Below are 25,819 nucleotides of genomic sequence, written 5' to 3' on the forward strand. Positions count from 1 at the left end.
GCGGCAGAACCTTGAAAGCCACACCCGACGCCCCTGGGCGGACCAACCATACGAAGGGCTCGCCCGGTCCCGGAGAAGAACGTAGGGAACCTTGACGGTCGCGAGTTTGCGCCACCGAAGATTGAGCGTGCTGGTTGGAAAACTCGGCCGCAATACCCGTCTTCAGGGTGGGAGAGCAGTCAAGGGCGGCGCTCTTCGGGAGTGAAGACGGCGGTATCGAATGTGATGGGCGTCTCACGTACGTAGTGTTTGTAGATGTCAGTGAGAGCAGGGCGGATGCGTTCTCAGGATGTGATTTTGAGGAGTGTGAGGGCGTGCTCGGGGCGCGACCGGTAGTGATGGGTTGCGGCGGCGATGTTGTGCCAGCCGGCCTGGCGCATCAGGCCGGTGGCGAGGTTGCGCAGGGTGGCCATGAGGCGAGGTGCTGTGCCGGTGCGGATCCGGGAGGCGTCTTCGCCGTAGGTGACGTCTCGCACGTGGTGTAGGGCTTCCACGGACCAGTGGTCCTGGACGAGTTCGGCCAGACGTGCGGGGCCTGCCTGCTCTGGGGTGAGGCTGGTAACGGCGTAGACGGTCTTCGTCTGGACCCTGCCGGTCTGGTGATTCACGCGGCGGCGTTTGATCTGTATGGCCTGGACGGCGTGCGGGAAGCGCAGTCCGGGCGCGACGGTGCATGCCTTGAGCCGGCGGATCTCACGCCGTCCGTGGCCGGTTGTGGTGGCGCGGCCCTGCAGCGGGATCTCGCTCCAGGGCAGGCGTTTGATCTGTTTGCGGAGCTTCTGCTGGTTGCCCTTGACCACCAGCAGAGAGTGGCCGCCAGCCGCGACGATGTGGTGGGCGTGCTCGCGCTGGGTGTGCATGGCGTCGGCGGTGACGACGACGCCGCGCAGGTCCAGATTCTCCAGCAGCGGGGTGAAGGCGGGGATTTCGTTGCTCTTGGCTGCGACCTGGCGCTGGGCGATGACGGTCTGGCTGTCGTGGAGGGCTGCGGCCAGCAGGTGCACGGCGTGGCCGTCGGTGCGCGATCCGCGGACTGTCTTGCCGTCGACGGCAAGCCCGGTCAGCCGGTCGGGTTCGTCGACCGGGTCGGTGGCGCGGCGGGCCAGCCAGGCGCCCACCGCATTATCGACCGTGTTCCCGTCCAGCCGCGCCAGCAGGCGTCCGAGGGCGGAGGCGTTCGGGGTGGCCCGGTTGAGCCCCAGCTGGTCGTGCACCTCAGGCGCCGCGTCGGCCGCGAAGCGGGCGATCTGCGCAAGCGACCGTGCGCCACCGAGCACGGCGACCAGGCACAGCCCCAGCAGTGAGCCGAGCCGGTAGCGCCGTCCTCGTACCCGGCGTGGATCGGGGAGACGGTCGAACACCTCGGTCAACGTGGCCAGTTCAGAGGGGTCCGTGGGTGGACATGGCGCGGCTGCATCCTCGAAGTGGCGCGTGAGGACGCTGATCAGGGAAGGTTGCACGCGGACGCGGCTCCAGGTCGATCCTCGGTCTCAGCAACCTTGATCATCTGGCGTCGCGTCCGTCGTTTCCACTCGGGCATGCCACCCACCCCACCGGCCAGCGGGCCTGTGTTGCCATGTGACCCGTGGAACAGCCCGGCGGGTGCGGGTGTCCGCACCGGAAGGGCGAGGGAGGTCAGCTCTGGGCGGTGGGCCGGACGACGATCTCGTTCACGTCGACCGCGGCAGGCTGTTCGATCGCGAAAGCGATGGCCCGGGCGATCGCGTCGGGCGGGATCGCGACGTCGTCCCGCATCTTCGTGATCTCCGCTCTGACCTGGCTGTTGGTTGACGCCTCGGCGAAGTCGGTCGCAGTCGCACCAGGTGAGACGGTGGTCACCCGCAGGGAGTCGCCGGCTTCCTGGCGCAGACCTTCGCAGATGGCCCGGACCGCGAACTTGGTGCCGGCGTAGACGGCCATGGTCGGCACGATGCGAAACGCGGCCGTGGAGGCGGTGGTGATGAAGTGGCCGGTTCCCTGCGCCCGGAAGACCGGCAGCGCGGCGCCGATCCCGTGCAGGACGCCCTTCACGTTGACGTCGACCATGTGGTCCCACTCGTCGACGCGCAGATCGTCGAGAGGCGAGATGGTGCCGACTCCGGCGTTGCTGACGAGTACGTCGAGTCGGCCGAAGCACTCACTGGCCAGCGCGACCAGGGCCTGCAGGTCGTGCCGCCGGGTCACGTCGGTGCGGATCTTCACGGCCGTGCCACCTGCCTTCTCGATCCGGGCCACCAGTTCCGCCAGGCGTTCGGACCGGCGTGCGCCGAGGACGAGTCGCGCGCCGCGTTCGGCGAGCAGCAGCGCGGTTGCCTCGCCGATGCCGCTGCTGGCTCCCGTGATCGCCACCACTTTGCCCTTGATTCCGGACATGAGTTGCCCTCTCCATCCTGGGCACCGGGGCCGGGGTGCCGAGCGGCAGCGGGTCCTGTAGGAGCGTGGCGGAAGCCGTTGCGCACTGGACGGCCGGGTGCCGGTGTGACCGTGTGAGGCCGTCGGCAGTGCCTCGGCCCGTGCTCGCACACCAGTCTCCGCCGGGCTTAGCCTGGTATCCAGAACGTATTTATTCTGGAACTGGAGACACCACCCTCATGCCCACGCAGCCGGACCAACGCCGTCAGCTGAGTGAATTCCTCCGCAGCCGGAGAGAGCGCCTGACCCCTGACGAGGTGGGCCTGCCCCGCACCGGCCGCCGTCGGACTCCGGGACTTCGCCGAGAGGAACTGGCACTGCTGGCCGGGATCAGCGCCACCTGGTACACGTACCTGGAGCAGGGGCGGGAGATCGGCGTCTCCGAACAGGTGCTCAACGCCCTCGCCGCGGCGCTGCGGCTGGACCGGCACGAGCGCGATCATCTTCTCCAGCTTGCCGGTCACGCGCCTGCGGCCGAAGCCGAGGAACGCGAGCCGCTCACGGCCGAGGCGGGGGCCGTCCCACTGTTGCTCCAGCCGAACCCGGCGTACATCATCGGCGGCAACTATGACGTCCTCAGTCACAACCAGGCAGCCGACGAGTTGTTCCCGAGGCTCATCGCTGAGGCGGACCGGCCCGCCAACTTCGTCCGCTGGGTGTTTCTCGAACCGGTGGCCCGGGACGTTCTGGTCGACTGGGAAACCGAGGCACGCGGCCTGCTCGGCCGACTTCGCACGCTAGAGACACGCCATTCCGGCGACCCGCGGTACACCCGATTGATCGAGGACCTGAACGAGGGCAGCTCGGAGGTGCGGGAGTGGTGGCCGCAGTACGAGGTGCAGGCCCGGCACAGCGGTCGGAAACGGCTACGACACCCGCAACGGGGAGCGATCGATTATGCGTACACCGCTTTTCACCTGGCCGAACAGCCGGAGCAGACGCTGGTCGTCTACTTCAGCAACGAACCGCCCGATGAGGGCGTAGCCGTAACCAGCGAATGAACGAGGAGGTGGGCGGCGCTATCAGCGCTCACGGTACGGCGGCGGAGGGCCAGCGGCCGCGCGCCGAGCAGTTCCTGAAGAAGCGGGGCCGCCCCACCGCGGGTGACACGTGGGGGCCCAGCCACTCATCGATGCCGAGCTGCACACGGTTACTTCTCTGTTGGCTCCGGGGCGGGCGCGACCCCGGTGAGGCACGACGAGGTTGACTCCCGTCCCACCGAACCCGGTGACCCTTCATCTCGCCACCTGAGAACGCATCAGCCCTGTCAGTGAGAGCGTCGAAGGCACCCTCGACCGTCGGCCTGGCCTGCACCTCTGTACGTTCCGGCCCCATCAGGCCTCAATCCTGCAGCCGGAAAAGATACCACAAGATCGCAAAAAGTAGATTTTAGGTTGGTAATTCTGCCCGGATTCCAGTCGTTGTATCCAGTGGATGCACCAGCACCCGGATAGAAGAAGGTCGCCCAGGCTGATCACGGCGCACACGGGAGGGGTCTCACCCATGAACGGTCAGACAGATCAGCGGACGGTACTGCTCGCGCTCGTCGGTTGCGGCACGGTGTACGCGGCCCTCGCGCACCCGTCGTTCGGCGCCGCGCTATTGGTCGGAATCAGTGTTGTGACATTGCTGCATCTCCTGATGAAGGACCAGTGACTCGTGCGCTCGTCTCTGCTCATCTTTCGCTGGCACACGCTCAAGGTTCGGCGTCGCAGGACAGTCACGATCGTGTAGTTCACGCTCCGTGTTTGGCGGCGGGAATGCCCTGGACATGGGGGTTCTGTCCGTGTTGAAGGACGTACTGTTCCCGAACGCAGCGGGGATGGTGCTAGGCGCCATATTTCGTTCTCGGCGATGCGAACCGGCTCGGCGGCCGCCGCGTCGAATCCCGCTGCAGCGCAGGCCTCCAACAGGACCGAGTGGGAGGGGTCGGCCGAGATGGTCATGTCTGCAAGGTAGCGGTGATCCGCTCGCGCAGCCTGCGCCGCGGCGAGGCCGTCGGCCTCCCATGGGCCGAAACCGACCTGGCGCTGGGCACCGTGCACATCAGCGAGCAGCTGGTGGCCTCTTCGTACGACGTATGGGAGGACACCCCCAAGAGCGAGAGCGGCGAGCGCACGATCAAGCTGGACTCGGAGACGCGGAAGCTGCTGGAACTGTGGCGCGAGCGGCAGGACAAAGAGCGTGCCGACTGGGAGGCGAACGCCAAGGCCTGGAAGCAAACGGGCCTGGTGTTCACCTGGGACGACGGAAGCGCGTACCACCCGGAGTATCTGTCGCAGGTGTTCATGCGCCTGATGAAGACGTTCGGCCTGCCGCCGGTGCGGCTGCACGACCTGCGGCACTGCGCGGCGACCCTGTCTCTGGCCGCCGGCCTGCACATGAAGGCCATCCAGACTCTGCTGGGGCACTTCTCGTACTCGCTGACCGCTGGCACGTACACCTCGGTACTGCCGCAGTTCGAGGACGCTCAAGCCGAGGCCCCGCTTGCTCTGGTTCCGCGCAAGTCGCCGGCGCGGCGGGGCGTCGCTCAGGAACACGGGGAGACCCCCGAAGCTCCCACCGAAGGCGAGGGCGACGTTCCCACGGAGGATGCCGCCTGACCGCGCGTTCCCATGGCGTTCCCACACAAGATCAAAAGGCCCCTCGGAGACCGACTCCGAGGGGCCTTTCTGATGCTCCGTGCCTGGTCAGACACAGTGCCCCCGGCAGGATTCGAACCTGCGACACCCGCTTTAGGAGTTTGATCCCCCTGTGGTGCGGCGTCGCGAAACAGGGCTTGGTGGTCGCTCGTCGATCCGGCTGGGGCCGTCTCGGTGCACCATCGTTTGCCGCCGTTGATGTCAGCTGGTGATGTCAACCCGCTGACCTACGCGCCGATGGGAAGTTCCCGTGCCCGCTGCCGGGCTTCGGCCCTCAAGTCCTTGAGGCGGCCGTGAAAAGCGTTGTGGCGGTTCTGGTCTGGCTGAGGGTCGCTTCCCCGGCCTTGCCAAAGGTCATGCGCTTGCCGCTGCCCACGCGGCGCAGTTCAAGCCCGAGCAGGCAACCGAGTGTTAGCCGTAGCGTCGATCCGGCCGCGTTGCCCCGGTGGTGATATCCCACGCGCTTCCGCAGGTTCTGCGTGCTGGTCCGGTTCGCCATGAACCGCGGGGCTATGCCGACGTAGAGCAGGCGTCCGGCATCGTCCTGGTGCGGAGCCTCTTCGAAGTGCCACCCATAGACCCCCGCCACCGCTGGAACAGGGCACAGGCGCATCCAGATCTCCTGCGCCGACCACAGTCGGTCGGGACTGGTGAGAGCAGTAGCTTCCACGAAGCCTCCAGGTGCGCTACGGCGGAGAGAGCCGCAGACTACCGGCTGACGCCGAAAGAGCACGCGTCTCCTGCTCAGCGGTTCCCTGATCCCGGCACAACTCGCGAGTATCCGGCCTCCGCTGCGCGGCGGTACCACTCTTGAGCCTCGTCATCTTCACCATGTCGGCTCAGACAGTAAGCCAGACTCACCATGGCCGGCGGAAAGCCGCAATCCGCCGCGTGCCGGTAGACCACATGGGCGCCATCTTGATCACCCGCGCGATCGAGGGCGAGCGCGAGGTTGAACAACTGAAGCCCGGCCCTGTAAGGCGCCAACTTGGACAAATACTGCCGTTCGACATACTCCAGTCCGTCACGGCGGTAGGCCTTGAGTAAGAGGTTCGTCGCGCTCCTGGTACCCAGCGGGGTAGAAAACCAGGCAATCGGCAAACCGATGAAGATCGCCAGAACCGCGATCGTCCACGACGCCCAGGTCGGTGCGCCAATCACCGAATGACTCCACCCCGTGACGGCTCCGAGCACGAGCACCACCGGAACTCCCGCTGAGACCGCGAAGAGCAGCAGGAGCGAACGCCTACTCCAACCGTAAGTCACTGCATAAGGTGAGCACACGGAGCAATGGGCTTCAAGGGCCAGTCACTCACGAGACCGACGGAGCCTCAGTCACTCCAGCGCCACCGCGCGGCCTGGAGCACCAGTTTGGAAGATCGCGTATGCGGATGGATGCTGACCTGGCGAGACGTTAACCTGCGCCTTCCTGGTTCGGTCCCTGTGACTCCCCGCCGTTCTCTGCCCCGTGCCCTTGGATCGGGCACGCAGGGGGCACGTGTGCCTCTTGTCCCGTCAGCCGCGCGATACCAGCTCGATCTTGACGGGAGCCGCAGATTCGAGGTCGATGGTGTCGCCTTCCTCCTCTGCGTGAGGGTGGCGAGGATGATCGACTGGCAGCACGATCAACATGGTGTGGGGTCTTGGAAGCCATCCCACGTCTGCCGGTGGGTCGAAGCGACCGATGTCGATGATCCGCACGACGGTCTCGGGGATGCCCACCAGGCAGGAGCCGCCGACCTCCAGGTGACCTGCAGGGGCGTCGACTTGAAAGAGCCCGCCCCACTCACCGTTACGCGTGGTACGCGGGACTCCCCTGAGACCGTTCCACTGGATCTCAGACTCCGGATCAATTTGTGCCCATGGCCACTCGACCGAGACGTCAAACGCAGTCACATGGACGACTCGCATATCTACGAACGGGCAGCTGACCAGCAAGACGTCGCCAACCTCGAACTGCTGTTGGTCGATGCCCTTGCCCATGGTGTGCTCCTCGCCTCCCGTGACGGCGGCACGATACCGCGCGGTTGGCGTAGCGACTTTGGCCGGGAGCTGCTTCGGCGCGAGTGATCACGGCCCCGTAAGCTTCCGGCGCGTCGGGCAGTCTGTTGACCTGCCCGTTACAGCACGACGTTGGGGCCATGATCTTCGAGGCTCGCTCCCGGCAAGACCTGGGCCGAGTGCGATACCAAGCACCGTGAGCTACTCGACAAGGTCGACCAGGGCGTGCCCGTTCCGACCCGGTCGGCCAAGCTCTCGGAGTGGCTGCCGTATTGGCTGGACAACGTCATCAAGCCTCGACGCAAGCTCAGCACGTACGACAAGTACGAGGCACACGTACGGCTCTACCTGGTGCCCATGCTCGGCGCGAAGCGGCTCGAATCCCTCGGCGTCGCCGACGTCCGCCGTTTCCTCGTCCGCCTGGAGAAGGAGACGACCGCAGCGACCGCCAAGGAGGCGCACCGGTGGTGCTGCGCTCGGCCCTGTCTTCCGCCTGCCGCGAGGAACTGATCACGCGCAACGTCGCGAAGCTCGTCGAGACGAGACGCTCGACTTCCTCGCCGCGTCCCGCCGCGACCCGCTTTACGCGGCCTTCGTGCTCGCCATCGCCATGGGCCTGCGCCGAGGCGAGATCGTCGGTCTCCGCTGGTCTGACCTCGACCTCGAAAACCGCGTCCTCTACGTCCGCCAGCAGACCCAGCGGCGCCGTGGCGTCCTGTACGACGACGACCCCAGGAGCCGCCGCCGTCGAGCCGTCCCGCTGCCCGCCCTCTGCATCGCGCCCCTGCGCTGGCACCGCATGCGTCAGTCAGCTGCACGCGCCAAGGCGGGGGAGCAGTGGCGGGAGTCGGCCTACGTCTTCACCACTCGCACAGGTCGCCCGGTCGAGCCGAGGAACGTCTACCGTTCCTTCACCCGTGTCGCCCAGTCCGCCGGCCTCCGCGTCATCCGGCTGCACGACGCCCGCCACGGCACCGCGACCCTCCTCACGGCGGCCGGAGTCGCGCCCCGCGTCGTGATGGAGATCCTCGGGCACAGTCAGATCAGCATCACCATGGACGGCTGCACGCACGTCGTCCGGGACACTCAGCGCGAGGCCATGAGCCATATGGACAGGCTGCTCCGGAGGCGCCCCGGTCGTCAGTGACCGCCGCCGTTGATGTCAGGAGTAGATGTCAAAGGCCCCGGACCATGATCGGTCCGGGGCCTTTTGCCTGGTGCCCCCGGCAGGATTCGAACCTGCGACACCCGCTTTAGGAGTTTTCCTTGGACGGGGCTGTGACCTGCGGAAACGTCGGCTTTGGGGTGTCTGGCCTGGGAAAACACTCCTTCGTAGTTCTCACGTGTTCGCGAGGTTTCCCAGTCTCATGTGTGCTGGATGTGTTCCGGAGCGGCAGGCTGATCCGGACTCTCAGCTGGCACGTCCGTAGGACCTACTTCGTTATCTCCGGAGCCGTGTGCGCTTCCTTCGGACCGCTGCAGGTTGGTCAGGAGCTCCCGTGCGTGGTCGCGGTAGCGCGCGACCTCCTCGTTGAACTCTGAGTTGTCCATGTCCAACCCTGCGGCCGGGCCGGGCAAGCCCGCTAGCTCCCGTAGGGTTGGCTCGAAGTCAGGGTCGAGGCCCTTGTGGCAGGTACCGCAGAGAGTGACGAGGTTCTCCTCCGCGGTTGGGCCAGCCATCCGCCAGGGGACGAGGTGGTGAACGTGCAGTTCGATGTCCGTGTGGTCGCGGGCCCTGCGACCACAGACCACGCACCTAAAAGCATCGCGCTTGAGTACCTCCATGCGCAGCTTCCGGCTGGGGGCCCGACGTTCCACGGCATCATCTGGCAGGTGCTTCGTGCCGAGGAATCCGAAGCCTCCGACCGCGACCGATCCATCGTGCATGCACTCTGAAGGGGCAATCACATCGGGGAGGCGATCTTCAGCAACCTGTTTGGTGACCAGAGCGTTCCCGCCCAGTCGTAGAAAGACTGCCAAGGCAGCGTCGTCGTGAACCGACACCCACTCCTGCCCCATCTCAGACCAGGCGCTGGTAACCGCTTCGGGCGCAACGAGGCTGGCAGCACGGATCTCCCAGCGAGGGTTCCGCTCGGAAAACCCAAACCAATGAGTCTGCCTTCCCCAATAGGGGTGCCCCCGTCGATTGGCTCCAAGAGTCAGGGCGTAGTAGTCGCCTCCAGTGGCGAAGGTCTTCATCTTGCGAAGTGTCTGCAACAGCCTTGCCCGGGCGGCCTCTTGTTCCTCTGCCATGACATGACTGTGCCATAGAGCACTGACACTTCGGATTCCCTAGAGCGCCGCGTCCCACTGCCCTGTCGGCGCAGGGCGCGCTAACGCCCTGATGCTGCGTCCGGAGCGCGGCGACGGCTCTACGGTTGGATGCGTAGCCCTGCGGGGTGCCAAGGCGTGAGCCCAGTGCCCGTGCTCGTGAGTCTGTTCCGTGAACCGGATCAAGACCCACGAGCTGTGTCCATGAAAGGGCCGAGCGACGCCTGTTCCTACGCGTCCGACGTGGACTAATCGCGCAGTAGGTGCATAGCCAGTACGGAACCATCCGGATGGATGGAGATGGGACCGTTCCAGCGTGGGGCCCAGATGTCGCGTGGCCATGTGGACCGGCGGGCGTAGATTTCCCGGCGGTACTGTTCCACCCGTCCTTCCTCAAGGTGGCGGAAGAGATCTACCGCGACTCCGGAGAACGCCTCGACGCGCTTCCGGTTGAGCCGGAAGACGTGGTCGGTGCCGACGAAGTCGATGCCGAAGAACCGATGCCGTGCGTCCTGGACGCTGTCCGTGGCCGCATGGGTCAAGCCTGCGAAGTGTCGTTGCCCTTGCCGTTTCGTCAGGTACGGGACGGTCGCACTTGTGTCTCCAGCGAAGGCCGTAAGGCCGGCTGCGGCTGTGCGGGCAAGCACGTGTTGAAACCACCCGTACAGTTCGGGACTTACGTGATAGCCGGGTTCGGGCTCAGCGGGCTTGTCGTTTTGCGAGGGTGGCTGGATGCCGGGATACACGTTCTCGTCTTCCAACGCGTGATCAAGAACGCGCTCCGGAGCGACCAGCCAACCTCCCTCTCCACCCGCCTCCAGGGTGTGAACCGTCAGCGGGCCGTCGAGTGGGAGTTCGGTGCTGAACACCAGACACGGTGTCGCGTCCCAGGCTCCGATGTGCACTGCCTCCACGTGGGCGGAAGCCGAGGCAAGCTGAGTATGAGAGGCGGAGAGCCCGCTGTGGTTGCCTTTGCACGCGATCGGGAAGACACGAGAGGGCTCGCCTGGCCTCCATACCTCGGCGAAGAACTGCGGTCGGTATCGGTAACCCGACTTCGGACCGGAGTCCCTGCTGGTCAAGGCCCACCCTGCGCGCAGAGCTGTGTCAGCCGGCACGATCGAAACGAAATGGTTCGGATAGCGCCTGCTTAGGAGCCGTGTCGCGAGCGCCAGCGCGAAACCGGTGCCGAGTTCTCCCGACTGAAGCGCCTTGTAGTACTCCGCGGTCTCCTTACCCTCGGTGGAGAGCGCCATGAAGGAGTCCGCGTTCCCGGTCAGAGCTTGGTTGTACTTCAGGCAGCCCCAGTGCTCGGCGAGGCCGCGTCCCGCTCCGCGTCGTGCCAAGGTGATTGCCCGTCCAAAAGAGTGCAGCACATCCCAGGGCGTGAGTTGTGCGAGTCGGCCAAGATCCTTTGCGGGTATGGGGTCCAGCCCAGGCTTCCGGCGAAGCCGGTCGAGCTCCTTCTCCTCTCTCTGCTTGTCGTCGTCCGCCGCCGCGATACTCACGCCCCCGGCCAGTTCCGTGTTCGAGTGGACCGCGACGTTGGACGGCTCCGCAAGGTCCCTCAGCACTTCTGCCGTGATCTTCAATCTGCTCCCCCTCGTGATCCGATGTGCCTGGATTGAGCACTTGTGGCCCGGCAGCCACGCCGCAGATTCCTTGCGTGACGGCCTATGTGTCGGCTTCGGGCTGGCTGGCCGCGAGGTCGTTGAGGGCGCCGTTCACGACGTACCAGGACACAGTGAGCGTGTCGCGGTCGGGAGTGTGCGCCTCGCGAAACTCACGCCGTGGGTGGACGAAATTGCGGTACTCGCGAAGCGTCTGGCTGAAGCGCTCCATGTCGACGTCGATCCAGCCCGCCTGGTGGCAGATGTCGATGAGGGCCTTGAGGCCGATGAAATTAGGGTCCTTGTTGCTCAGCAGGGAGGCGTCGCGCTCCTCGATCACCGTAAGCAGGACGCCTTCGAGGAGGCTGCCCAGCATGATGATGGCCGCGATGTGAGCGCCGTTGGCGAAGCAGGTGCGGGCTTCGTCAAGTCGGCGCTGGAGCAGTGCGGCCATCCGTGGTTCACGGATGATCTCTGCCATGGTGGCCTTGAGCTCGACCGGTGCCTGCTGGCCCGGATGTGCCAGAGCCGGGTCACAGGCAACGATCCGGGGTCGGCCGCCCGGATTCTCCAGACGGAAGCCCTCGTGGACGAGGAAGGTGTTGACCGCGTTGACGATGGTCGCGAGGACACCGGGTTCGTCGAGGTACTCGCGTGCGTCTGCGAGTCTGACCAACACTTTCTCCAGCTCGGTCGGGCTGTCACGACGAGCAGTGAGGAGCTGGAGAGTCCACTCGCCCCGGTACTCGCCGTCGTACTCGGGCACATTGAGCCACCCGGCGTTCTCCAGGAACTGGGCGATCTCGAAGCCTCTGCGGTAGTAGAGGTGGTCGTCACCGCAGATGACGCGGGCCAGCTCCTTCAAGGTGTTGCCGTCGAGCGGGCCCAGAACGGCTTCTTGCGTCATGCGGCGTCGTCCTCTGCGGTGTCGTCGTCGATTCGGTCGTCGATCTGTTCATCCCGGGTGTCCTCGTCGTCGGTGAGCCCGTCGTCCGAGGAGAGGTCGAGCGGCTTCCACTCGGCTTGAGAGCCGGCTGCCTTGGCGGCTGGAGCGGAGCGCGGGTAGCTGGCGGGGCGGATCTCCTGGCGGTCGAGTTCCTCCCACAGGCCGTCGAGCGCCGCGTCGGGATCGAAGCGGAATTCGCTCTCCCGTACCCGCCAGAACTCCCAGCCCACGCGCTTCAGTTCGCGGTCCCGCCGCTGGTCGTTCTCGATCTGCTGCCGCGTGGCGTGGTGGAAGGCGTCGCCATCGCACTCCACGGCGAGACGGCCGCGTGCTCCCACGACCACCAAGTCAATGCGCTTGCTGCCGGCCGGAAACTGCGGGATCACGTGGTAGCCCCGCTTCTTGATCTCCAGATACACCTGCTGTTCGAAGAGCGAGTCGAAGGGAGCCCGACGGACGTCCGGCAGCACCGGTCCGATGTCGTCGGCGGCTTCCAGCGCGGCGGGCGGGTTATCCATGTATGTCAGGAGGTTGAGCCGCAGGTCGTGCGGCTTGAGACGGTCCGGCGGGACCGAATAGAAGAGCCACATCTGATCCTGGGCCCTGCTGGCGGCGACGTTGTACGCCTGCTGCTCGCTCTTGTTCCCGCCCGCTGCCCGCGGCGGGTTCGTCACGACCATGGACAGCAGGATCACGTGACGCTCGTCGCCCTGGAACGAGGCCGCGTTACCGACACGGATCCGGTGGCGCTCGCGCACGGTGGCCGGCAGTCGCTCGATGAGGGACTCCAAGAGCTTGATCTGCCCGAAGCCCTGGAGCACGATCACGCCCATGGTCTTGTCCTGGTAGGCAGGGTCCTCGGCCAGGCGGGCCAGGCAGTCGACGATCGCCTCGGCCTCCTTGGGGTTGTGGACACGGCTTTCGCGGCCCGCGACCACGGCGCCCTCGACGAAGTGGGTACGCAGCGGGTCCAGCCGTTCGGCGTCGTACTGGCGCAGGGGCAGGAGCTTGTTGTTGTAGAACGTGTTGGAGGACCAGTTGATGATCTCCGGCACGCAGCGGAAGTGCTCTTCGAGGCGGATCACCTGCGGGAAGAAGGTGGACAGCAACTGGTACAGGTTGGTGTGCGGCGTGTAGAGCTGGCGCAGCCGGCTGGGCATGTCCGGCAGATGGGCGGCCAGCTTGTCCTGGATGGCTTGGTGACGGCCGTTGCGTGTGAGGGCGGGCGCGCACTGTTTGTCGTCACCGACGACGATCACGCGGGGAGCCAGCCACAGGAGGAACAGTGCGTCCATGCCCGCCTGACTGGCCTCGTCCACGATGACGACGTCGAAGGCATCCCGCCTCGCCTGCACCATCTCGGCGACTTGGGGGATGGGCATGACCCACGCAGGCACCGCGTCCTGGGCCACGGACATCGCATCGCGTGCAGCGGCTCTGAAGAGGCCCGTGTTCTTGCCCTTGCCCTTGCCGAGGGACGCCATGTGCGTCCGGTACGCCTGGAGCGCCGAGCGCTGTTGCTGCGTCATCCGCTCCAGGCAGTGCAACCGCCCCCAGGCTGCAGCGAGTTCACCGGTCACCTGCTCCAACCGGTCTTCGTGCTCGCTCAGATCGCCTTCGAGCTTGCGCTCCAGGCCGGGCGTGCGCTGCCTTTCCAGGAACTGTGACGCCTTCGCCCATGCCCATGCCCGCTGCAGGGAGCCCAGCCGCTCCTCCCACTTGGGGTCGGCGGCGTTGTCGAGGAGGCGGCCCGCAAGCAGGGAGTGGCCGGCGCGCAGGGCGCCCAGCAGTTCGGCGCACCGACGCGTGCGGTGCTCCCGCCGGTGTGCGGCCGCCAGTGCCTCCAGGGCCTCGGCATAAGCCTCCACATCCTGGTCGCGGAGAGCCTGTACCAGGGCGATGGACTCCGTGGCCAGCTGCGTGCCGCTGACGGGGGTACGAAGGAGTTCGTCCCACGCGGCCAACTGCGCAATGGCCTCGTCGGCGGCCCGTCGGCCACGGAGCGCGGCGACACCGGTGTTGAAGTCCTGCCACGCCTGGCAGGAGCCGATCGTCAGCCGTACCCCGTGACGCACGAGAAGCGCGTCGACGCGGTCCCTGGCCGAGCCGAATGCCTGTATGTGCTCAAGGCGCTCGGCGCGTGCGGTCAGTTCGGCCAGCCGCACCTCCACGTCCCCCGGCGGGACGGCGGCGTTCACCTGCTGCCAGCGCGTGGCCGCCCCGGCGAGAGCGGAGTGCGCCCGGAGGTGGGCCAGTACGGCGTCCAGATCCTCAGTCGTTTGCGGTGTACGGCCGTCGACAGCGCAGCAGTCCAGCAACTCCTGTGCGTTCTTCTGTGCTTTGCCCGGAAACCGGGACCGCAGGGTCTTGCCTGTGGCCAGGTGGTCCCGGAGAGCGACACCGGCGGTTGTCAGCTGGCCTGCCTTCTGGGCCGTCAGGTCCTCGGGCATGGTCACCAGACGCAGACCCAGCGCATCCACGTTCCCCGCGACCTCGCGGATGTCGTCGGTGACGGCGGCCACCCGCTGCCACAGTCCGAGGTCGGATCGGCAGAGCCGGTCCGTCAGCGCCCGGGTGATCCAGGAACCGGTATCCCAGCGTGTGGCGTCGGCAGGCATTCCGAGGTGATGAAGGGCCGTCTCGCAGGCATCGAGCAGCGACGCCAGTTCGGAGGTCACGGACACGTCGAGATGGGCAAGTACGTTCCGGACCTCGACGGCCTCTGCGGACAGACCCTCATCACTGAGGCGGCTGGCTGCGAATACGTCCGCAACTTGCTGGCGCGAAGGAAGATCGGCAGGCACGGGAAGCGCGCTGCTGACCCGCGGTTCACCCGCGCCGTCACGGACCAGGACGAGCAGTTCGTGGGCCTGCTCGGAGGTCAGCGGCGGGACGTCCTCGGCGGTATCGGGCAGGCGGCCGATCCATCCGAACTCTTCGGCACCGGCATGGACCCGCTCCACGATCTCGGCGAGCGTTCCTGCGTATCCCGGTGCCACGCTCCGATGCCGGTACTCGGCCTCCCGGAGTGAGATTACCTGCTCCGTGAGCGTCTCGATCCGTCCCCGTGTCTCGTCCCGCTCGCCGGTGAGGCGGCGGATCTCAGCGCGTAGTTCGGTAGGGTCGCTTGCGGCCACCTGGTCGGTGAGCGCGTTGATGGTGCGCTCCAGCTCGCCCTCGCTCTCGCCGTCGTGGCGAGTGGAGCTGAGGAGTAGGACGCACAAGTCCCTTACTGCTTGAGGAAGTTTGTCCCGCAACACGGTGAGAGGCTGGTCGCGGGCGCTGGTGACGAGTACCCGCTGGCCCTGTGCGAGCAGTGCCGAGACAAGGTTGGCGATTGTGTGGGTCTTGCCCGTTCCCGGCGGCCCCTGAACCACCACTCCGGTGTCGTGCTCCAGGCGCCCCAGCACGCTGCGCTGTTGAGCATTCGTCTTGCCCGGGAAGAGGGGGTCGTCGCCGAAGAGTGGCGCCCTCCGGGCCCCGTCCCAGGCGGTACGGTCGGCCGTCTCGATGGTCATCGCCATCTGGGCGAGGCCGAGTGGTGCCCGGCTCTCCGAGGCCACCGTCTCGGCGATCTGGTCGTAGAACCGCAGCAGGGAGTTGAGGTTGCGCGGTCGCAGGACCAGGGCCGGTGCGTAGGTGAGACGCGCCCCCAGCTCAGGTGCGCGGGGTGGCTCCCACGCTGCGCTGAAGCCCATGGGCCGAGTGGTTGCCCGCTCCTGCCACTGCGCGAGCTGCTCCAGTGCCTCAGGTCCCAGCGGATCCATCCCGCGAGCTGTGATCTCCTCCGAGAGAGCGGCCCCGCGCTCGCGTACCCATCCATCGTCGCTGTCCAGAAAGTCCTGGTCTTCGAGACGCAGGGCGCTCTCTGGCGACAGTTGTACCGTAAGCCGCGCCGTGCGGCGATCCACCGATGTCTCTACCCGATGGGCAAACAGATGGCGGTGCACTACGTCGCCGTCCGGGGCGACCCAGGTCAACAGCCCTATGCCCAGAACGAGTTCCGTCTGGTCGTCCTCCCGGGCCAGCTTTTGGTGCCACGCGTACAGCCGGTCGTAGAGCTCGCGGAGCGGTCGTTCCGCGCGCTCCCGCGCCGCCCACCGGCGCCAGCGATCCAGCCATGTTCCGTAGGCCCGCAGCACGTCACCGGCCTCTTCACGGCGTAGGGAGCCTTCCTCCGCCGGCTGCTCCCTCTCGTCCGTGACGCGTACGAGCTCGCCCCCCGGCCCCTCTTCCGCAAGAGGCGGATCACCTGCGTCGGGATCCAGGCAGCGCGTCGGCTCGACCCAGCCGTCGAGCGAATCGGGCAAGTCTGGCGGCGCACTCTGTGGTACATGGTCGAGCGTCAGCAGCACGCCATCAGGGCGCGGTGTCGGCCTGTGGACGGGTTCCGGCAGCCCGGCCAGCCACAGGCGTTCCCGGCTGCGGTCGTCACGCTGTCGCTGGTGGCCGCTGTGGACCATGTCGCGTAGGAAATTGACCAGCCCTGCTGTTTGCCCGATGACGTCGGGGTCACTCGCATGGCGTCGCGGATCGTTCACCGTTCTCCTCTCGGCTGCTGACGAACGTTTCAGGATGAGGGTCGGTTGAGAGCACAACAATGAGCCCGGGGCAGGATGACCGGATCTGTCTCACGGATTCGGCGCCGCGCACGTCGTTGAATGGGCTGTTCCCGGGCGTGCCGAAGGGGCTGGTTGGGCGCGCTCCGCGGTCCTTCCGTCAGGGGTCTCTACGCAGGTGGGAGGCACTGTGGAGAGGCTGACGGAAGATACCGGCACCGGCTTGAAATCCGAGGTGCTGCGGGTATGCGAACGAAGGGTTGAGGCTACGGCGAATGATGACCGGTTCCGGTGCAAACCGGACGTCCGGCTTGGTAGCCGAAGCGCGGAGTGCCCACGTCATGACAGCCGGCGAATACCGGTTACTGCTCGGAAGCCTACGCGGTGGCCCCACAGGCGGACCCGGCACAGATGTCTGCCGGTGTCGGCGATCGAGTACGCGGCTTAGTACATGGGCGTTGGCGGGCATGCTGCCGCACTCGAGATCTTCATCCTGGGTCCGGGGAGCAAGCGGGTCCGACCAGGGCCGTGCCATTGTTGAATCCGTTGATGACCGGTTGGCGCGGGGGGAACGGCGTGAGGCTGTCGCGGGACATCACTGGGTGGGCGTTCATGGTGGAGGTGGATGGTGTCTGGCGTGCCGGACTGGCGGTAGGACTGGCCGGCATCAGCCCGTTCACCGCCGGTGACGGGACCGGAGGCAGCCTGTTCACTCGCGCGAACAGTTGGTGGGGCCTCCCGGTGCTCCTCTCGTTGAACGAACTGCCCTTCAGTCACCCCGTCGATCACAAGTGGTGTGTCACGCAGGCTGACGGAGGCGTGCTCTCCGTCTTCAGCCCAGATGGCGCGTACTTTGTGCATGACCTCCGCCTGGAAGAGCCGCCTGGCTGGCGGGAGACGGCGACCGCCTCGGGTTCGGTCATGCTGGTCGTCTCCCACGTGCTGCCTGTCATGGATGATCCGATCGGCGCGATCGACTTCGAAACGCGGCAGGGGATGGTGTGCGCCGGCTCTGTGCGCTTCGGAGAGCCGGCCTACGAATCGCGTGATGAAGAGGATGGCCCGCCGACGGTCAGGTTCTTCATCGACCCCGTCGGCACGCTGATGGAGCTTGCACATCACGTGTGCGACCGGATCCTTTCGCTGTCCCAGGCGAAGCAACAGGCGCGCGAACTGGAGCAGACGCGACAAGCCTTGGCGGAACGCGCGGACCAAGTGCCCGCCGAGACGATGGTGGAACTGCTTTTCCGGGACGAGTTCCACGATCACCGCGGTCTGGTCGAGCTCATGTACGTCTACTGGAGGCTGGTTGCCGAGGTCGCCGACGCCTGTGGGGCGGAGGCCGCCTGGCGGGACGCGGCGCTCCGGACTGTCGAGTCGGCCGTCGACCTGGTGGCGGACCGGTGTGATCGCGCGGTGTTCGAGGAAACCGACGCGGTGGTGTCACGGCTGATCGACAAGCTGAGCGATCCCGCCGAACTGGAAGCCGGGTTGCTGGCCGCCGCCCGGTTGCGGATGGCCACTCGGGGAGCGGAGGACTTGGCCGCCGACCACTACGCCCGGGGGATACGCACCGTCTGGTCCGCTCGGCTGGAGGCTGACCTGTACCGCACGTGGTTCACCGACGAGGAGCCCTTCCAGGTCGAGTCCCACCGGCTGGTGACGGAGGCGGGACATCTGGTGCTGCGCGCTCTGGAACTTGACGGTGGGACGCAAAAGGTCCGGCTCCAGGCGTCGTTGGCGCAGATCCTCGCGGACGAGGAGGGAGTTGATCGAGATGCCGCCGACGCCGCGTTGTCGGCATGGCTCGACTTGTCAACCGCCGACGATCTGGATGTCGCCCTGTTTCTGCTCAGGGTGATGGACGGGATTCCCCCGGCCCTGGTCGACGGGTTGCCCAGGGCGGTGTTCGGGGCGCCCCTGGCCGATTTCGTCGCCGCCCATGGCAGCAACGTAACCGCGAAGGTGATCAGCCAGGGCGTCAACCTGGCCCGGGAACACGCCGACCGGCCGCTGCTGCGCACCGTGCTGGACTGGGCAGAGCGGCTCGGGGTCCGCTGGGGCCCCGCCCACCGCAGGCAGTTGATCGAGGCACGGCTTCACGTGCTGCCCGACGACCCCACCGACTGCCCGGGGCCCGACCATGCCCTCGCGACGTCGTTCCCGGAATCCTGGACCCCGACACAGCGGTCGGCGGCGCTGCTGCATACAGCCGCACATGCCCGCGACCGGGGCCGGCCTGCGCTGGGGATCACTCTCCTGCGGCAGGCGGGCGATGTACGCAGCGAAGAGTTCAGGCTCTTGGTAGCGGATCTGTACTACCAGTCGGCCAAGAAGGGCGAGACGGTCTCCGGTCTTGGCCCGTTCCCTTGGGATCGCTACGCGTACGCGGCACACACCTACGCCTCGCTTGGCTTCGAGGAACTGGCGCGGGCGAGCCTGGTGCCGTTCGCGCAACATATGGGCAACCTCCGTGGCGACGAACTCAAGGCAGCGCTGTTCGCGATCACCCTGAACGTGCCGAACTTCGACACGAGCCGCGCGCCCGAACTCGGCGGCGTACTGCGCGACGTCGTGCACTCGGCGGTCTGGCAGCTCACGTTGGAATCCGAGAGGCTGCCGATGGGGCTGATGCTCGGTTTGCACCAGGCGGGCAAGGGACCGGAGCTGGGCGCATGGGGGCGGATCGACGGCCCGCTCGCGCTGCCTACGTACATCCAGCACTTTCTCGGCAAGCTGCGCGACCTGGAGAAGCCCGCCGCCGTCCATGGTGCGTCCGGTGCGTCGCCGCACCTGCTGAACGCACTGGACTCCGACCGCCGTCCCGGCGGCCACGACACCCAGCAGATCGCCCGGAACCTGCGGTGGCACATCTCGTCGCTCATCGACCACGAGTTGAGCCGCCGCTCGGCACCGCTCATCGACGACCAGCACCTCTGGGCGAAGACGCACGAACTGCTCGACGACCGGACCGTACTGCTCACCTGGTTCCTGCCCGCCGCTGTGAGCGGCGCGGCCGTGCTTCTCGCGGTCACCAGGCAGGGCCGGTCCCTGGCCGTGCACTTGGGCGACGGCGCGGACGAGAACAACGACCGGCACCCGGTGGCGGACCGGGTCGAGGCGATCCGGACGGAGGTCCAACGCGACCCGCTGTTCGGCGACGTGACACCGGAAGGCAGCCAACTGCTGCGGCAGCCAGGCGACATACCACTCGGCGCCGGCGAACTGTGGGACAAATGGCGGGCCCAGGGCAAGGACCGCATCCTGGCATGGCCGCACGGCGCGCTGCACTACCTGCCGCTACCGCTGTGCCGCACCGGAGACCGGATGATCGCCGACGACTGGACGGTCACCACCATCGTCGGCCTCGAGGCCCTGACGCCCACAGCAGGCCCCGTACGGCCGCGCCGTACCGCGGTGCTGGCCTCCGCCGACGGCGGCGTGCCCTACGGGCTGTACGCCGAACCGGCGTTGGAAGAGCACGCGCGGCAGGTCGCCGACGCGGTCGGCACGGATGCCGTCACCGGGCCTGCGGCCACGCGTGACAGGCTGCTCGCCGAACTGACTATGGCGGACGTGGTCCACATCGCCGTACACGGGAGGCTGGACCAGGACGCGCCGTGGATGCACTGTCTTTACCTCACTCCGGACCGTGACGACGACGGCCGGGTCTTCGCCTACGACTTTCTCGAAGCCGACCTGCGCGGCGTCCGCCTGGTCACGCTCGCCGCATGCGAGTCCGCGCTGGGCCGGTTCGACAGCGCGGACAACGTCCGTGGCATCCCGTCGGCACTGATCACCGCTGGCGCGCAGGCCGTCGTCGGGTGTCTGTGGCCCGTACGCCCCGAGCCGGCCACGTACTTCTACCACCACATGCACCATCGGATCGCTCACGGCACGGACCCCGAGCCCGCCTTCCGCCAGGCCCAACTCGCCACCCGTGCCCGGCATCCCCACTACCGTGACTGGGGAGCGTTCACCTACCTGCATGGTCGGAGCAAGGGAGCCATGGCATGACTGAGGTCTGGTTGCACGAGGTCGAGCTCGTGCCGGAGCGCACGCTCGGGAGCCCGGCCGACGACGAGCCGCTGCGCGGCAGGCTCACGTTCGGCTGGGACGTGCTGCCTGCCGACCACGAGGGCGTGCCCGCAGAGTGGGCGTCCTACGTCAAGGCAACGCCCGAACGCGAGTTCCGGCAGCTGCTGATGGTGTGCTCGTTCCGTCCGGAGACACCGACCGGCAAAGGCGCGTTCCGCCACGCCTCCCTGGGGGTGGCACTGTCCACGCCGGATGGCCAGGCACGGCCCGTCGCGCGGCTGATCGACCCCGGCGAGCGCACCCGCCCGGTCGTCGGCTCCGGCATGGGCATGAACTTCACGGTCAAGGCAGGTGTGCTGGACGTGGGCGTGGAGAAGCCACCGGGCGCGGGGTCGGAGAGGGACGAGTGGATCGTCCGCGGCCACGGCGCGTCCCAGCCGAACCCGCAGTGGGAGTTTCGCCGAGTCAAGAGCTTCCCGTTGGTCGGCGACCACCCGGTGGCCGCGCTGGTGGAACTCGTGCCCGACCGACTGAACACGGCCGAGGTGCTGGTGGCGGCAGAGCTGGAGCACCGCAGCTGGGGGATCCGCCGCTACCGGGCACGGCTCGCACCGTCGCCACACGCCATTGTGCTGGCGAGGTGACCCCGCCACATCCGTCAACGGAATGCGCACGGCGAGCCGCTATTGCAGGAATCTTGGGGTCCAAGGCCACCGAAGAGGCCACCTCGGACGAGACCCTAACTGAAACTGAAGCAGCTACTACGAGCTGAGGCGGGAGGCGTCCGAAGACCACGCCGTAAGGACTGACCCGACGCACGTAGCCAATATTTCAATGCTAGAGCGGCTACAAAGTCCTCAAGAAAGCCGCCACCTCTAGCATGTTGATGTGGTAGTAGTCCTTGGGGTGGATAACAATAGTGAGTTGCTTGCAAATGACGCTTTGTCGTGAGCGAGCCACAAAAGATAGCAGAATCATCTTGAGCAGACTCTCTCGATTGAGGCAAGCGACGCGCGCCAGCTCGGATCCAACAATCGGGATCGAAATCTCTTTTCGCTGACCTCGGACGTAGGCGGCTTCCCACACGGCTCCAAGGCTCTGCCACAAGAAGTCTACGTTCGAGTTAGCAATGAGGTTGTTCTCCATTTTGGAATAGGCAACGCAGAAAAAATGCCGAGCAGGATCACCAAGTACGGCAACGGTACCGATCGGATAGCGATCACGCTTCCCGACAGGCTTGACCGAGATGTCTTCGGTCTCGGTGACAACCTCCGCTGCGAGCGTGGCCGCCAGCTCGGCATCGAGTCGCACCAGATCGTTTCCGTAGATTCGATCCTGGAACTGACCTTGGACGCTCGTCTGGTTGATCACCACATTGTTCGTCGTGTCGGTGTCAAAGAGATCATTAAAACCAATCACGAGATGCGTTTGCTGCTTAAAGAGGTCTCCGACCATAACCCGCACCGTGATGTCCGGGCTGCCAAACTCTCGGCTTGCCTCACGCCGCGGCCACGCGCGGATAAGACCGAACACAAGCGAGAATCCCAGCAACGAAAGCAGCAGCACCCACCGATCGTGGCTCGTAAGCTTGATGCTTGCCCACAGGGCCAGCGCCACTTGCAGGAGGCCGGAGGCCAAACCGAAGGCACCCAACGCGTTTCGAGCGAGAAGCGAAAGTCCGCGTTGGGTGCCAAACAGCAATCTGAAACTGTGTCGCACTGCTTACAATCCAAGGTCGGTGTAGACGTGCGCCTTGTACTGGTAAGGCCCCGTAAGGGGGCTAGCAGCAACCAGGTTTTTGTTGAACCTCTCCACGTAGTCATCCAGGGCGTACTTAATAATTGCGGGCTGGAAGGACACGTTCATCGAGTAGTGATCTGTCAGAGTGGTCGGGATCTTAGCGGACTGAACAGTCCGTGCCTGATCGAGATTAACAAAGACTACCGGCAGGTTACGCCGCTTGATCGCCTCGATCTCGTAGTACAGGAAGCTCGACGACCTGCCGGCCTTCGGCTTGGTGGTACCACTCAAGAGCACGACGGTCTGCTTAGTGTTTGAGAGCCGCTCGCCAAGGCGACGACGGATCGTTTCCGGCTGGCTTGTGTCCAACGCCGTATTGATGTCGTGCGCGTCGAAGAAATCGAACTCGATGTGCTCGTTCTCGCGCCACGCCTTCATCAGGTAGTAGGAGCGGATGTCCTCGCTGGCGAAAGCGACATAGGTCTTGTTGCGGTAGGCCACATGAACCCCTTCAGGGTCTCAGAGAACGACGTGCAGCACTCAACGACCGCTGCACGTCTGGAACTTCGGTCGCCAAGCACACGGTAGCCCCACGGACTGACAATCCCTCACGCTCCGTCAGGCTTGGGGCAGACAAAAGGAGTAGACCACCCTTCCTTCTGACTGATTGTGATCACTTCTGTCGACTGGTGACCGTGCTCATCTCCCGCTCCAACACCCAAGAGAGCGCCACGCCACCCTTGGGGAACGTCCACCCCTCGTAGGCAACTTCGACGTTCGGTGACGAATCCGATGCGGCGAGCTGCGTGTACCGCGGCTGACGAGGACCAGAGAGGTAGCCCAAGACGTTCATGTAGCGGATACCGCAATCGCCGTACCAAAGCTCAGCCCTGAAGTCCTTGGTCGGCTGGGCGAGGTCGAGGTGCAGGCCATGTCCGTGCTGTTGGACGAGCACGCGGCAGGTAGACGACACGATGACCGACTCCCCGGTCTTCACGTCGCCCCGAGGCTCACGGTGAAGACCTGGCCCTCCTTGCGGACACTGTGGCGGATGTTCTGTGCCTTGCCGTTCACGGCAACTTGCACTGGACGTTCATTGGGAAAGTCGAGCGCGGTCAGCGCAACGTGAGCCTGCACAGCATCCTGAAGTTGGCCGAGGCGCTCGGTGTGGATCCGGCGGGGCTGAAGGCGCCGGGAGGCGCAGACAGTGGCGGCGCTCCAACCTCAGCCTCCTGAAAATACGCTGGCATCGTGCCGCCTCTGGCGCAGTAGAATTTCCGGGGGCCGTCATCTCTTGGACGGCTCTGCCTACGCGCCAACGCTTGAGGTGCCCGTGATCTTCAGATCGGCAATATCTGCCTTCTCGAAAATTCTTCGGAAGTCATCGTCCGGCGAGAAGGCGGCCTCAGAACATCTTCTGAATCTGGCCACCGACTTCTACATGAAGTCACTCGATTTCAATGGTCTGCCCGTACATGCCCTCGACATGGACACGGACGGTCTACGAGCGCTCCTGCGCCCGCTGATCGAGGCAGGTGCTCTTTACGTCAACTACGGTGACCGGCATCCCAATCCGCATATCTTGGCGTTCGAGCCGGAACCGCGAGAGCAGCAGCTTGAAAAGCTGGCAACCAATGATTTGGCTGGAGCGTGTCTCTACCCCACGGTAGGACATCTTGAAAAAGTTGTGGACCGAGAGGCATACCGAAGCCGGCCGTACAGCCTTGAACTCGCACTCGGATATCCCACCCTTGGGCACCACTTCTTCGATCTCTCAATCCTGGAGTCGTACCGTAACGATCCTCGCTACTACTACAACTTCGACATCAGCGGCATGATCAGTATCCACGACGACCACTTTGGTCAGTCGACGATGGCGGAGCGGGATCAGGTGCTACTCCAGTCGTTCGGCCTAGCACTATCGAAGGACCACGGATGGGGCGTCGTCGTGTTTCGCCGGTACTTGTCATCGCTTTCGCCCGAACATCAGCAGATTTGGAAGGCCAAGCAGGAAGACGACAGGGACAAGTTTGTTCCGCACCCGGATTACTGGCGGTCGAGCATCCTGGGAGAGTGGCACGAGAAGCTTTCACTCTTCAGGGCATTCCTGGAGGAGATGGAGCAGGTCAACGCTCTCTGTCAGCACATCGGGCGGCCAGCACTCTTCCGGAACACCTATATCGAGAACCGACCGAATGACTTCGGCTACCTCATCCGTCCAACGGGTCGCGAGCTGGCTAACTTTGCTGGCGTCCTCGACAAGATGCTCTCAGACAACATCAACCGGGACTTCTTCCAGGACGAGGTTCCTTACGAGGACGAACTGCCAGACAAGAAGGGCCGCATTGTCGTCACGCAACGCGGAACCATCCGAATTCTTGATGAGTGGATCAAGCTGAAGTTCAGGACCTCGGACACCGAACTCATCGAGCACGCCATCAAGACGCTGAAGGATGTCCGCAAGAAGCGGAACCCGAATGCCCACTCGATCAGGCCCGACGAGTACGACATTACGCTGTTCAAGGAGCAGATTAAGCTCATGCGTAATGCCTACCGAGCAGTGGTAACGTTGCGGCAAATTCTGCAATTCCATCCGGCTGCGCGCGGCTACGAGGTACCGAGTCACCTCGAGGACCAAGAGGTGTGGGCGTTCTGAATCCGCTTCGCAGACGGTCGACGGTGACGGCGAGCTGGCGGACTTCGGGGATATTGGTGTCCGCGCACCGGGTCAGAAACTTCCACCGCGCGTGACCGATGCGGTGGCGGTCGGCGCCAGTGCGGGCCAGAGCGAGGAGGTTGCGCAGGGACTCCTTGGCGATCCACGCCGTCAGCAGGATGCGGCCGATCTTCCCCTCGGCCAGCAGCGGGTTCTACATCTTCGCGAACTGCTCATCGGTGAGGTCCTCGCGGTTGCGCAGCAGACGCCGTCTCGCCTTCCATTCCGGGTCGCTGGCGCGTCCGCGCCGTCCGCGGGTTTCGGTGGTGGTGCGACGCCGGACCATGTGGAGCATCTTGTTGGCGAGCTGGACGAAGTGGAAGTGGTCGACCACGACGGTGGCGTCGGGCAGGCCGGTGCGGATCGCGGCGCGGTAGGTGGCCGACATGTCGATGGCGACATGGCGGATGTTGTTGCGCCAGGTCAGCGGCGTGGTGGGCAGCCATGCCAGGACGTCGGCGATGGTGTGGCCCTCGACCTGGCCGAGGAGCCCGCCGTGGCCCAGCGCGTCGACGAACCCGGTGTGCCACCGGTCCCGGGTCAGGTGCCGGCTCTGGCCGGGTGACGATCGTGATCATTGCCGCTTCGTGGCCCACCTTGCGGTGGCATCCTCAACTCATGTTCCGACGCATTCGTTCCCAACTCGCCTTGCGACAACGAGAGAAGGCGAACGCAGCGATACGTAAGTTGTGCGAGGACGCCGAGTACTTGGGCATCGGTCCGGTTCCAGGACCAGTTCGGGTCGCACTGCGTGCCCACCACGAGACCCGTTGGCAAACGTGGGCGGTTCTGAGTGGGCGGTTCGTGAGTCTATGTGTGGTTCTGGTGTCGCCTGATGGTGTGGGCGAAGCCGGAACGTGCCGGTCCGATGCCGGTGGCCTGCT

21 protein-coding genes and 2 pseudogenes are annotated in these 25,819 nt (G+C 65.6%); 9 read left to right on the top strand and 14 right to left on the bottom strand.

All coding sequences use genetic code 11. From position 1 onward, the window contains the following. Positions 1–182: 182 nt before the first annotated feature. The 3 genes and pseudogenes from ACWD4J_RS42995 to ACWD4J_RS43005 all read right to left on the bottom strand — a co-directional run. A pseudogene (locus ACWD4J_RS42995) lies at positions 183–278 on the bottom strand (GNAT family N-acetyltransferase); the annotation flags it as partial. 6 nt (positions 279–284) lie between these two features. Continuing rightward, on the bottom strand, positions 285–1,361 hold the full coding sequence (locus tag ACWD4J_RS43000) for an ISAs1 family transposase (protein ID WP_451401002.1): 1,077 nt from the start codon (positions 1,359–1,361) through the stop codon (positions 285–287). Between the two features lie 274 nt (positions 1,362–1,635). Then, positions 1,636–2,373 carry an SDR family oxidoreductase gene (locus tag ACWD4J_RS43005; protein WP_451401003.1) on the bottom strand — a complete coding sequence of 246 codons (738 nt, stop codon included), beginning with the start codon at positions 2,371–2,373 and terminating at the stop codon, positions 1,636–1,638. Positions 2,374–2,591: 218 nt separating this feature from the next. On the opposite strand from ACWD4J_RS43005, the gene ACWD4J_RS43010 reads away from it, so the two are divergent. The 3 genes from ACWD4J_RS43010 (at position 2,592) to ACWD4J_RS43020 (ending at position 5,015) form a co-directional block, all read left to right on the top strand. Further along, entirely contained in the window at positions 2,592–3,413 is an 822-nt protein-coding gene (locus ACWD4J_RS43010) for a helix-turn-helix transcriptional regulator (RefSeq protein WP_451401004.1), read from the top strand. A gap of 502 nt (positions 3,414–3,915) precedes the next feature. After that, on the top strand, positions 3,916–4,068 hold the full coding sequence (locus ACWD4J_RS43015) for a hypothetical protein (RefSeq protein ID WP_451401005.1): 153 nt from the start codon (positions 3,916–3,918) through the stop codon (positions 4,066–4,068). Between the two features lie 305 nt (positions 4,069–4,373). Next, positions 4,374–5,015: a site-specific integrase gene (locus ACWD4J_RS43020; RefSeq protein ID WP_451401006.1), complete on the top strand. Its 642-nt coding sequence runs from the start codon at positions 4,374–4,376 to the stop codon at positions 5,013–5,015. 313 nt (positions 5,016–5,328) lie between these two features. On the opposite strand, the gene ACWD4J_RS43025 is transcribed toward ACWD4J_RS43020, so the two are convergent. The 3 genes from ACWD4J_RS43025 to ACWD4J_RS43035 all read right to left on the bottom strand — a co-directional run bounded on the left by ACWD4J_RS43025 (position 5,329) and on the right by ACWD4J_RS43035 (position 7,037). Continuing rightward, positions 5,329–5,724 carry a GIY-YIG nuclease family protein gene (locus tag ACWD4J_RS43025; protein ID WP_451401007.1) on the bottom strand — a complete coding sequence of 132 codons (396 nt, stop codon included), beginning with the start codon at positions 5,722–5,724 and terminating at the stop codon, positions 5,329–5,331. A gap of 74 nt (positions 5,725–5,798) precedes the next feature. Then, positions 5,799–6,257, bottom strand: a complete 459-nt coding sequence (locus tag ACWD4J_RS43030; protein ID WP_451401008.1) for a tetratricopeptide repeat protein — start codon at positions 6,255–6,257, stop codon at positions 5,799–5,801. 312 nt (positions 6,258–6,569) lie between these two features. Then, complete coding sequence (locus tag ACWD4J_RS43035; RefSeq protein ID WP_451401009.1) at positions 6,570–7,037, bottom strand: hypothetical protein; 468 nt, start codon at positions 7,035–7,037, stop codon at positions 6,570–6,572. 168 nt (positions 7,038–7,205) lie between these two features. On the opposite strand from ACWD4J_RS43035, the pseudogene ACWD4J_RS43040 reads away from it, so the two are divergent. Further along, positions 7,206–8,202, top strand: a pseudogene (locus ACWD4J_RS43040) (site-specific integrase); the annotation flags it as partial. Positions 8,203–8,420: 218 nt separating this feature from the next. Here ACWD4J_RS43040 and ACWD4J_RS43045 read toward each other — a convergent pair. From ACWD4J_RS43045 to ACWD4J_RS43060, 4 genes are all read right to left on the bottom strand, one after another. Continuing rightward, entirely contained in the window at positions 8,421–9,308 is an 888-nt protein-coding gene (locus ACWD4J_RS43045; protein ID WP_451401010.1) for an HNH endonuclease, read from the bottom strand. 266 nt (positions 9,309–9,574) lie between these two features. After that, complete coding sequence (locus ACWD4J_RS43050) at positions 9,575–10,918, bottom strand: hypothetical protein (RefSeq protein WP_451401011.1); 1,344 nt, start codon at positions 10,916–10,918, stop codon at positions 9,575–9,577. Between the two features lie 82 nt (positions 10,919–11,000). Continuing rightward, the gene (locus ACWD4J_RS43055; protein WP_451401012.1) at positions 11,001–11,843 is read right to left on the bottom strand and encodes a hypothetical protein; all 843 of its coding nucleotides are present in this window, start codon (positions 11,841–11,843) and stop codon (positions 11,001–11,003) included. After that, complete coding sequence (locus ACWD4J_RS43060) at positions 11,840–16,192, bottom strand: AAA domain-containing protein (RefSeq protein WP_451401013.1); 4,353 nt, start codon at positions 16,190–16,192, stop codon at positions 11,840–11,842. The genes ACWD4J_RS43055 and ACWD4J_RS43060 overlap by 4 nt, the downstream gene beginning before the upstream one ends. Positions 16,193–16,216: 24 nt before the next feature. Between ACWD4J_RS43060 and ACWD4J_RS43065 the strand changes: the two genes are divergently transcribed. The 3 genes from ACWD4J_RS43065 to ACWD4J_RS43075 all read left to right on the top strand — a co-directional run bounded on the left by ACWD4J_RS43065 (position 16,217) and on the right by ACWD4J_RS43075 (position 21,123). Next, positions 16,217–16,354, top strand: a complete 138-nt coding sequence (locus tag ACWD4J_RS43065; protein ID WP_451401014.1) for a hypothetical protein — start codon at positions 16,217–16,219, stop codon at positions 16,352–16,354. 699 nt (positions 16,355–17,053) lie between these two features. Beyond that, positions 17,054–20,458, top strand: a complete 3,405-nt coding sequence (locus tag ACWD4J_RS43070) for a CHAT domain-containing protein (protein WP_451401015.1) — start codon at positions 17,054–17,056, stop codon at positions 20,456–20,458. After that, positions 20,455–21,123 carry a hypothetical protein gene (locus tag ACWD4J_RS43075; protein ID WP_451401016.1) on the top strand — a complete coding sequence of 223 codons (669 nt, stop codon included), beginning with the start codon at positions 20,455–20,457 and terminating at the stop codon, positions 21,121–21,123. The genes ACWD4J_RS43070 and ACWD4J_RS43075 overlap by 4 nt, the downstream gene beginning before the upstream one ends. Before the next feature lie 202 nt (positions 21,124–21,325). On the opposite strand, the gene ACWD4J_RS43080 is transcribed toward ACWD4J_RS43075, so the two are convergent. The 3 genes from ACWD4J_RS43080 to ACWD4J_RS43090 all read right to left on the bottom strand — a co-directional run bounded on the left by ACWD4J_RS43080 (position 21,326) and on the right by ACWD4J_RS43090 (position 23,216). Beyond that, positions 21,326–22,180, bottom strand: coding sequence for a macro domain-containing protein (locus tag ACWD4J_RS43080; protein ID WP_451401017.1), 855 nt, complete (start codon positions 22,178–22,180; stop codon positions 21,326–21,328). Between the two features lie 21 nt (positions 22,181–22,201). After that, the gene (locus tag ACWD4J_RS43085) at positions 22,202–22,720 is read right to left on the bottom strand and encodes a TIR domain-containing protein (protein WP_388589425.1); all 519 of its coding nucleotides are present in this window, start codon (positions 22,718–22,720) and stop codon (positions 22,202–22,204) included. A 172-nt stretch (positions 22,721–22,892) separates the two neighbouring features. Further along, on the bottom strand, positions 22,893–23,216 hold the full coding sequence (locus tag ACWD4J_RS43090; protein WP_451401018.1) for a hypothetical protein: 324 nt from the start codon (positions 23,214–23,216) through the stop codon (positions 22,893–22,895). A 47-nt stretch (positions 23,217–23,263) separates the two neighbouring features. Here ACWD4J_RS43090 and ACWD4J_RS43095 point away from each other — a divergent pair, with 47 nt between their 5' ends. Together ACWD4J_RS43095 and ACWD4J_RS43100 are read left to right on the top strand one after the other, a co-directional pair. Continuing rightward, positions 23,264–23,455: a helix-turn-helix domain-containing protein gene (locus ACWD4J_RS43095; protein WP_451401019.1), complete on the top strand. Its 192-nt coding sequence runs from the start codon at positions 23,264–23,266 to the stop codon at positions 23,453–23,455. Between the two features lie 58 nt (positions 23,456–23,513). Further along, positions 23,514–24,875, top strand: coding sequence for a hypothetical protein (locus tag ACWD4J_RS43100; RefSeq protein WP_451401020.1), 1,362 nt, complete (start codon positions 23,514–23,516; stop codon positions 24,873–24,875). Between the two features lie 214 nt (positions 24,876–25,089). On the opposite strand, the gene ACWD4J_RS43105 is transcribed toward ACWD4J_RS43100, so the two are convergent. Next, the gene (locus ACWD4J_RS43105) at positions 25,090–25,479 is read right to left on the bottom strand and encodes an ISL3 family transposase (RefSeq protein ID WP_451401021.1); all 390 of its coding nucleotides are present in this window, start codon (positions 25,477–25,479) and stop codon (positions 25,090–25,092) included. Positions 25,480–25,819: the final 340 nt, after the last annotated feature.

Source organism: Streptomyces sp. NPDC002577 (assembly GCF_053594815.1).

Bases quoted from the DNA above. Each gene is read 5' to 3' on its own strand.
- ACWD4J_RS43055 (WP_451401012.1), bottom strand. From the start codon at position 11,843: ATGACGCAAGAAGCCGTTCTGGGCCCGCTCGACGGCAACACCTTGAAG.
- ACWD4J_RS43075 (WP_451401016.1), top strand. From the start codon at position 20,455: ATGACTGAGGTCTGGTTGCACGAGGTCGAGCTCGTGCCGGAGCGCACG.
- ACWD4J_RS43005 (WP_451401003.1), bottom strand. From the start codon at position 2,373: ATGTCCGGAATCAAGGGCAAAGTGGTGGCGATCACGGGAGCCAGCAGC.
- ACWD4J_RS43070 (WP_451401015.1), top strand. From the start codon at position 17,054: ATGGTGGAGGTGGATGGTGTCTGGCGTGCCGGACTGGCGGTAGGACTG.
- ACWD4J_RS43015 (WP_451401005.1), top strand. From the start codon at position 3,916: ATGAACGGTCAGACAGATCAGCGGACGGTACTGCTCGCGCTCGTCGGT.
- ACWD4J_RS43045 (WP_451401010.1), bottom strand. From the start codon at position 9,308: ATGGCAGAGGAACAAGAGGCCGCCCGGGCAAGGCTGTTGCAGACACTT.
- ACWD4J_RS43065 (WP_451401014.1), top strand. From the start codon at position 16,217: ATGGTCGAGCGTCAGCAGCACGCCATCAGGGCGCGGTGTCGGCCTGTG.
- ACWD4J_RS43010 (WP_451401004.1), top strand. From the start codon at position 2,592: ATGCCCACGCAGCCGGACCAACGCCGTCAGCTGAGTGAATTCCTCCGC.
- ACWD4J_RS43035 (WP_451401009.1), bottom strand. From the start codon at position 7,037: ATGGGCAAGGGCATCGACCAACAGCAGTTCGAGGTTGGCGACGTCTTG.